This is a genomic window from Micromonospora sp. NPDC050784 (assembly GCF_044456765.1).
GTDB classification, from domain to species: domain Bacteria; phylum Actinomycetota; class Actinomycetes; order Mycobacteriales; family Micromonosporaceae; genus Micromonospora; species Micromonospora foliorum.
Genome location: NZ_JBITGG010000043.1, coordinates 1 through 7263 on the forward strand (window position 1 = coordinate 1; position 7263 = coordinate 7263).

The 7263-nt window shown below is 71.4% G+C and carries 7 protein-coding genes; 2 read left to right on the forward strand and 5 right to left on the reverse strand.

Annotated features, from left to right (window positions below):
- Positions 1-141: 141 nt before the first annotated feature.
- Positions 142-1362 carry an MFS transporter gene (locus ACIBD9_RS32130; RefSeq protein WP_396723294.1) on the reverse strand — a complete coding sequence of 407 codons (1221 nt, stop codon included), beginning with the start codon at positions 1360-1362 and terminating at the stop codon, positions 142-144.
- 41 nt (positions 1363-1403) lie between these two features.
- Between ACIBD9_RS32130 and ACIBD9_RS32135 the strand changes: the two genes are divergently transcribed.
- Complete coding sequence (locus ACIBD9_RS32135) at positions 1404-2498, forward strand: ROK family protein (RefSeq protein ID WP_396723295.1); 1095 nt, start codon at positions 1404-1406, stop codon at positions 2496-2498.
- Positions 2499-2517: 19 nt separating this feature from the next.
- Here ACIBD9_RS32135 and ACIBD9_RS32140 read toward each other — a convergent pair whose 3' ends face one another.
- The 4 genes from ACIBD9_RS32140 to ACIBD9_RS32155 all read right to left on the reverse strand — a co-directional run bounded on the left by ACIBD9_RS32140 (position 2518) and on the right by ACIBD9_RS32155 (position 5567).
- Positions 2518-2901 carry a MerR family transcriptional regulator gene (locus tag ACIBD9_RS32140; RefSeq protein ID WP_396723297.1) on the reverse strand — a complete coding sequence of 128 codons (384 nt, stop codon included), beginning with the start codon at positions 2899-2901 and terminating at the stop codon, positions 2518-2520.
- A gap of 100 nt (positions 2902-3001) precedes the next feature.
- Positions 3002-4252, reverse strand: a complete 1251-nt coding sequence (locus ACIBD9_RS32145) for an Ig-like domain-containing protein (RefSeq protein WP_396723298.1) — start codon at positions 4250-4252, stop codon at positions 3002-3004.
- A 225-nt stretch (positions 4253-4477) separates the two neighbouring features.
- On the reverse strand, positions 4478-4918 hold the full coding sequence (locus ACIBD9_RS32150) for a DUF4395 domain-containing protein (protein WP_396723300.1): 441 nt from the start codon (positions 4916-4918) through the stop codon (positions 4478-4480).
- A 184-nt stretch (positions 4919-5102) separates the two neighbouring features.
- Positions 5103-5567, reverse strand: a complete 465-nt coding sequence (locus ACIBD9_RS32155; protein ID WP_396723302.1) for a TlpA family protein disulfide reductase — start codon at positions 5565-5567, stop codon at positions 5103-5105.
- A 358-nt stretch (positions 5568-5925) separates the two neighbouring features.
- On the opposite strand from ACIBD9_RS32155, the gene ACIBD9_RS32160 reads away from it, so the two are divergent.
- Entirely contained in the window at positions 5926-7011 is a 1086-nt protein-coding gene (locus ACIBD9_RS32160; RefSeq protein ID WP_396723303.1) for a DUF1996 domain-containing protein, read from the forward strand.
- The last annotated feature ends 252 nt before the right edge of the window (positions 7012-7263 follow it).

A 7263-nucleotide genomic window follows, 5' to 3' on the forward strand; every position in this document is an offset into this window, starting at 1 on the left:
GGGGGGGGGGTGTCTGTGTTTTAACCGGGGCCCCCTGTTGATCCGCGCGCCGGGGGGGGGGGGGGGGGGGGGGGGGGCGTGGGGCCGGGGGGGGGGGGGGGCCCCCCCCCCGGGGGGGGCCCCCCCCCCCCCGCTCAGTTGTCAGACGGTGGCCGGAACCCGCTCGCGCACCCGTCGTCCGACGGCGAAGCTGACCACTCCCAGGATCAACCCGACGACCGCCAGAACGACGCCCACCCGGGCCGGCGCGAGGTAACCGAGTCCGGCGGCGATGGCGACGCTGCCCAGGGCAGCGCCCAGGCTGTTCGCGATGTTCATGGCCGACTGGTTGAGCGCCGCGCCCATCAGTTGTGCTCCCGGCGCGACGGTGATCAGGCGCGCCTGCAGGACCGGACCGAGATAGAGGCTTGTCGCACCGACCAGGAACGCGCCCACGAACAGGCCGACACGGGACGACGCCACGAGGCTGAACACGGCGATGCTCACGATCATCGCCACGAAGCCGATGACCATGCTCCGCTGGAGGTCGCGGTCGGCCAGCCAGCCGCCCAGGGCGTTGCCGACGGTCATCCCGAGACCCACCGCGACCAACGCCCACGGCACCGTCGCGGCGGAGAGGCCGGTGACGTCGGTGGTGACCGGCGCGATGTAGGTGTTCACCGCGAAGAACCCGGCGAAACCGACCGCGCCGGTGGCGGCGACCAGCCAGACCTGCGAGGTCCGCAGCGCCCGCAACTCGGCGGCCGGTGAGCCGTCGACCGCCGCGGCGACCTCCGGCACGACCGCCAGCACCGCCAGCAGGGTGAGCACGAAGAAGCCGGCGATGACCAGGTACGCGACCCGCCAGTCGACCGTCTGCCCGAGCCTCGTGATGAGGGGTACGCCGACCAGGTTGCTCACGGTCAGACCGCCCAGCACGGTGGCGAAACCACGGGCCTCGTTACCGGGGCCCATCAGGGTCGCCGCGAGCAGACCGGCCGCACCGAAGTATGCGCCGTGCGGCAGTGCCGCCGCGAACCGGGCCACCAGCACCAGGTCGAAGGTGGGGGCGACCGCGGATGCGACGGTGCCGACGGCGAACAGCACGAGCAGCCCGAGGACGAGCTTCTTGCGGGGCAGGCGCGCGCTCAACGCGGCGATCAGCGGCGCACCGACGACCACCCCGAGCGCGTACGCGGTGATCATCCAGCCGGCCCGGGCGATCGCGTCCGACGGCGACTGCGCGTACTGGTGCGGGAGCAGACCGCGGGCGATGTCGGGCAGCAGCCCCATCGCCACGAACTCGGTCAGGCCGACCGCGACGCCGCCCAGTGCCAGCGCGGCCAGCGCCGCCAACCGTCGACCTCTACTCAACTCGATCACCGAAAAAATTTAGCAACAGCGTTGCGTAATAGGGTGGTGAGATGACTCGCGTCACTGCCGACGTCAGCTTCCTGCGCGGCTACAACGAGGCACTGGTCGTGGCGGTGGGGCGTACGGCGGGCACGTTCGAGCGCTCGACCGTGGTCGAGGCCACCGGTCTGACCCCACAGGCGGTCTCTAAGGTCATCGCCCGGCTGACCGCCGACGGTCTGATCCGCCCCGCCGGCGTCCGGCGTCCGGGCATCGGCAAGCCCGCGGTCGTCTACGAACTCGTCCCCGACAGCCGGTACGCGATCGGCGCGCACGTGGCCCGGCGTACGCTGCGGCTCGTCCTGGTCGACCTGGCCGGCACCGTGCACCACTCGGCGGTTAGCCCGCTGCCCCGCGACTTCACCCCGACACAGCTTCTCGACACCCTGAGCGTCGGCATCGACACGATGGCCGGCATCGGCGACCTGCGAGGCCGGCTCACCGGGCTGGGCATCGGCATGATCGGCCCACTCGACCACGCCAACGGCCTGGTCCGGGACGCCCACGGCCTGCGGCACTGGCACGACGTACCGCTGCGCGAGCTCGCCGAGAAGCACCTCGGCCTCCCCGTCCACCTGGACAAGGACGTCACCGCGGGGATCACGGCGGAGGCCTGGCGGCACGGCGCGACGTTCGGCGACGCGGCCCTCATCATGGTCGAGTCCGGCATCGGCGGAGGCTTCTGGCTGGGCGGCGCGGCCCACCGGGGGGCGCACACCAACGCGGGCGAGTTCGGCCACACGGTCGTCGACCTGACCGGGCCCCGCTGCGTCTGCGGCCGGCACGGGTGCCTGGAGATCGTGCACCACCACGCCGCCGAGGCCGGGGACTTCGCACGCGCCGCAGGCGTGCTGGCCGTGGGCGTCGTCAACCTGCTCCAGACCCTCGACCTCGCCCACGTGGTGCTGGCGGGCGCGGACCTTCTCCGGCACCCGCAGACCTATCTCGCGGCGGTCACCGACGCCGTCCAGGCGGACGCCCGGCGTGCGGACTGGCTCCGCACCCGGGTGGCCCTGTCCAGTCTCGGCGCGGACGTGATCGCCGCGGGCGCCGCCATGCAGGTCCTCGACCAGCACTACGGCATCCCAGGGTTGACCCCGATCTGACCACCGACGTGCCGCGTCGCTACGCCACCTGGGCGTCGGCGCCCGTCCGGGTGCAACCGCTGGCCGGGCTCTCGCTGAGCGCGATGACCTCGTCGAGCCGCTTGCGCGCCTGCCGGAGTTGGGTGATCTGCCGATCGATGCGGTCGCGTTCGGCGCGGAGCATGGCCCGCGACTGCGGTGTGTTGACCTTCGCGTCGACGCAGGGCAGCAGGTCCAGGATGGTGCGGCTGGACAGGCCGGCGGCGTACAGCATCTGGATCAGGTACACCCGGTCGACCGCGTCATCGAGGTAGTGGCGCTGACCGCCACTGCTTCGCGCGGCAGTCAGGAGGCCCTGCTCCTCGTAGTAGCGCAGGGCTCGTACCGACACCCCGGTCTTCGTGGCGAGTTCCCCGATCCGCATGGACCCCTCCCCCGGCCGGCGACGCCCGTCACTCGGCCTTGTCCCTAACGTAAACGTCAGGTTCTACCGTAGCTCGGGAGCCCGCCGCACGCCCGGCGTGTCAGCCGCCGAAGGCGGACGGCGACGGCGTCGGCACGCCGCCGGTGACCGCGCGGGCCGGCGGCGCCGACGCCGGGGCCGGTCCCAGATCCGCGGGTACGGGCAGCGCGCTGCCCCTGACGAACTGGCTCCAACTGGTGTTCCAGGCCGTCCAGCCGTTGCCCGACTGGAGCCGGACCTCGGTGCCGGTGAAGGTGACCAGGTCACCGACCTGGGTGACACCCATCAACCAGTCGGCGTTCGCCGCCGAGATGTTCGTGCAGCCGTGCGAGACGTTGCGGTGCCCCTGATCCGACACCGACCAGGGTGCCCCGTGGATGAACTCGCCGCCCCAGGTGAGCCGTTGCGCGTCCTCGACGTTCACCACGTAGCCGCCGTTCGGCTCGCCGCGCGTGTCGAACGTGGTGTACTGGTACTTCTCCATGATCACCATCTTGCCGCTGGACGTGGGGGTGCTGCGCTTGCCCAGGCTGACCGGGATCCTGCGGATCAGCTTGCCGTCCCGCAGCACACGCATCTGCTTGGTGGCGTTGTCGACTTCCAGCGCCACCTGCCGTCCGATCCGGGACGTCGCGGTGCGGTCGGCGTCACCGATGTGGTTGCCGCCGATCGGCAGACCCGCCAGGCCGGCCCGGACACTGATGGTCGTGCCCGGCCGCCAGAAGTCGGGGGCGCGGTAGTAGACCTGACTGCCGTCGTCCACCCAGGACCACGCACCCGGCTGGGGTGGGTTCGTGGTGACGAACAACCGGCGTTGCACGTCCGCGCGGGCCGCCCTGGCGATGGGCGGATCGAAGCCGATGGTCACCGGCATGGCCGTGCCGTACGTCTGCTTGTCGGCGAAGTACAGGGTGCTGGTCACCTGCGGCTTCGTCGATGCCGCCGCGGTGGTGAAGGTGGTGGTGCGGGTGGTGGTCCGCCCGGACTCGGCGGTGGCGGTCACCGCCGCGGTGTAGGTGTGCTGCGGCCGCAACGGAGCGGTCGGCACCCAGGCCGAGCCGTCCGCGCGCGGCTCCGCCTCGACCAGCGTGCCCGTGTCGTCGACGATGCGCACGGCGGTGATCTTCCCGCCGGTGACGTGCGGCACCACCTCGGCGCTGAGCGGCACGTTCCGGGACAGGTCGGTGGGCGTGAGGGTCAGTTCGGGCGATGGCACCACCTGCTCGGTGGGGCGTGCGGCGGGCTTCCGCTCGGTGGTACACCCGCCGAGAACCAGCGGTGTCGCCGCGACGGTCACCGCCACGAGCGCCATGCGCCTTCGAAACCCCATCCAACGTCCCCCGGCATCCGTGTGCTCCGTGGCGGCAATTCTCTCCACGCCGGCGGCGCCCTGCTCTGTTTCCCGGAAATCACGAAACGAACGGGGGAACGCTGGGCGCACCGCGCGTCGCAGGCCCGTCCGTTGCGCTTCCCTTTCGTGATCCTCGGGGCATCGAAGTAAGAACAGGTCGGGCCAGGATGGGGACGCCTCTACCGATCAGGACAGCCCGACCGGGACCCGGGCTGCCATCGGTCGACCCGCCATCCGACGCAGAGCGAGGTATCCGACGCAGCCGAGGCAGAGGTCGAACGCCGCGTTGAGGAACGCGGCGGCCAGTGCCGCACCGGTCGCCGCGAGCCCGAGTGCCGGCACACCGGCCAGGTTCCCGATCGTCGCGACCAGCACGAAGACCAGGCCGACGAGCTGCGCGAACCGTACCGGGGCCGCCGGTTCGAGCTCGGTGGGCGGCGCGACCCGGGGCGCGATGAGGCTGCGGTAGAGCACCCCGTACGGGCCGATGCGGGGGTTGGCGGCGGTCACCGCGAAGATCAGCGCCTGGACGATCAGCAGCAGGGTCGAGCCGGTGACGAGGGCGACGGCGAGGACCGCGGTGGTAATGGCGGCGGCGAACCGGGGCGCGCGAGGGTCAAGCAGCATGTGAACGGTTCCGTTCGGCGAGGACGCCGGGAGCACGAGGATGGGCGGGCCCGGCGCGGGCGGGAGAGGGCTCAGGCGGACGGAAGCGCCGGACAGAGGCTCGCCGAGAGCCGACCGTGGTCCACGGTCCGCCGACGGGTCAACGCAGTGCCGGTCAACGCGGTGCCGGTCAACGCGGTGCCGGTCATCGCGCGGCTCCGGCGACCAGCGGGCGGAGCGCGGCCATCAGCTCGTCGCGACCCGGCATCCCGGACACGCGCTGGCCGACCCGGCCCTCGGCGTCGACCACCAGCACCGTCGGCGTACGCCAGACAGCGAGCGCGCGGACCTCGTCGAGGTGCCGTTCGGCGTCGATCTCCACGACGGTGATCCCGTCGACGCGACCCTCGACCTCGGTCAGGAGGCGGCGGGTGGCTCGGCAGGGGGCGCAGTACGCGGACGAGAACTGCACGAGGGTGACCGCACCTGGGCGCACCCCGAGCGCGGCGAGCGTCGCCGAGGCGGGGTCTGGGCCGAGGTCCGCGAGTCGGTCGGCGGCGACGACCGAGCGGATCTGGCCGTCGCGTCGGCGCCACCACCAGCCGAGGACAGTCGCGAGGGTGAGCACGCCGATGACCACCAGGAGGCCGGTCAGGTGGGAGTGCCGCACCGCCCAAGGGTGCCACAGCCCGAGGGCCGGTGGCCTCCGCCGGTTGGACGAGCCGCGCCACGTCGAACTGCCCACCGGGCGCGTGTCGCGAAAGCCTCGGCCGGCCGACCACTCAAGAAAGGTGGAGTGCCACCGCAGTAGCCGATTACAGTTTTTGGAGGAGAATCAGGGAATTGAGATTGAGCCGACATCACGGCGGCTCCGCAGAGCTGACCAGATAATCGCAGAGCGATATTTAAGGGAGACTTAATCGTTTCGGTGGGAAACGCGCGCGGGGTGCACTCCTATTCTTCGGGCTCGGAAGAAAGGTGCTCCCCCGTTGATGAATCTCCGATCCACCCCTCGACACCGTCGTTCCGTGACCGCCCTGCTGCTGGTGAGCGTGGCCCTCGCCGGCGGATGCAAGGAGGCGCCGGGCACTCCCGGCGCGTCCGGCCCGTCCAGCGACACCGGCATCGGCTCGTCCGGCCCGGATGCGCCGACAGCAACCCCGGGCGACCCGTCGGCCACGCCGAGCGCTCCGGGCACCTCGGCCACGCCGGGCAAGCCGGGAACGCCGGCGACCAGCGCCGCCCCGCCCACCGCATCCGGCGGCTGGATCACCATCGACGCTGCCGCGCAGGCCGCCGCGACGAAGGCGTTCTTCGCCCGCAAGCCCAAGCCGGTGACCGGCAACCCGGTCAAGGTGCCCGAATTCAACGTCGGCTGTACGACCAGCCACCACAACAGCGACGACCCGATCGTGCTGCCCAAGCTTGTGGGCGGCTCGCACAACCACACGTTCTGGGGCAACAGGTCGACCGACGCCAACTCGACCGCCGAATCGCTGCGGGCATCGAAGGCGACCACCTGCAACTCGCCGGACGACCAGTCCGCCTACTGGGTGCCGACGATGTACCAGAACGGCAAGGTCGTGGACCCGAAGGAGGTGACCGTCTACTACGGTTCCCGACTGAAGGACCCGAGCAGGACCCAGCCGTTCCCGTTCGGCCTGCGAATGATCACCGGTAACGCCAAGAACCAGGTCGACACCCCGGACAAGCAGGGCAACCACTTCTGGTGCGCCGGCATCGGCGGTGAGATCGGCCGCAGCGCCGACAGGACGTTCCCGGTCTGCGCGAAGACCGCGAACATCGTCCGGCAGATCACCTTCCCGGACTGCTGGGACGGCAAGCACCTGGACAGCCCCGACCACAAGGCGCACATGGCCAACGGCGACCACACCGGGGCGTGCCCGAAGAGCCACCCGGTGCCCGTCCCGTCGGTGTCCTTCGTGATCTCGTACCCGTTGAGCGCGAACACGGACGGCATCACCCTGGCGTCCGGCACGTCGTTCTCCATGCACGCGGACTTCTTCAACGCGTGGAAGGACGAGGCGCTCGCAGCCCGGGTGCGCAACTGCCTCGACCAGGGCGTGAAGTGCAACTCGGCAGGTAACTTCTAGTCGACGAGCCCGACAGGGCTGACGGCGTGCGCCTCGGCTGGCCCGCCATGCCGATGTGTTGGTGAGCGGTATACCTCAGAGTCATATTCATACCTCTGAGGTATACCGCTCACTACCGCATCCGCCCGGCCGGGGGGGGGCCCCCGGGGCCCCCCCCCCCCCCCCCCCCCCCCCCCGGGGGGGGCGTTATCGTGTAGTGCGGGGGCGGCCCCCCCCCGGGGGGCGCCGGCCCCCCCCCCCGGCGGGGGGGCC

Excerpts from the sequence above, each read along its gene's own strand:
- ACIBD9_RS32135 (WP_396723295.1), top strand. The coding sequence starts at position 1,404 with ATGACTCGCGTCACTGCCGACGTCAGCTTCCTGCGCGGCTACAACGAG.
- ACIBD9_RS32140 (WP_396723297.1), bottom strand. The coding sequence starts at position 2,901 with ATGCGGATCGGGGAACTCGCCACGAAGACCGGGGTGTCGGTACGAGCC.
- ACIBD9_RS32145 (WP_396723298.1), bottom strand. The coding sequence starts at position 4,252 with ATGGCGCTCGTGGCGGTGACCGTCGCGGCGACACCGCTGGTTCTCGGC.
- ACIBD9_RS32150 (WP_396723300.1), bottom strand. The coding sequence starts at position 4,918 with ATGCTGCTTGACCCTCGCGCGCCCCGGTTCGCCGCCGCCATTACCACC.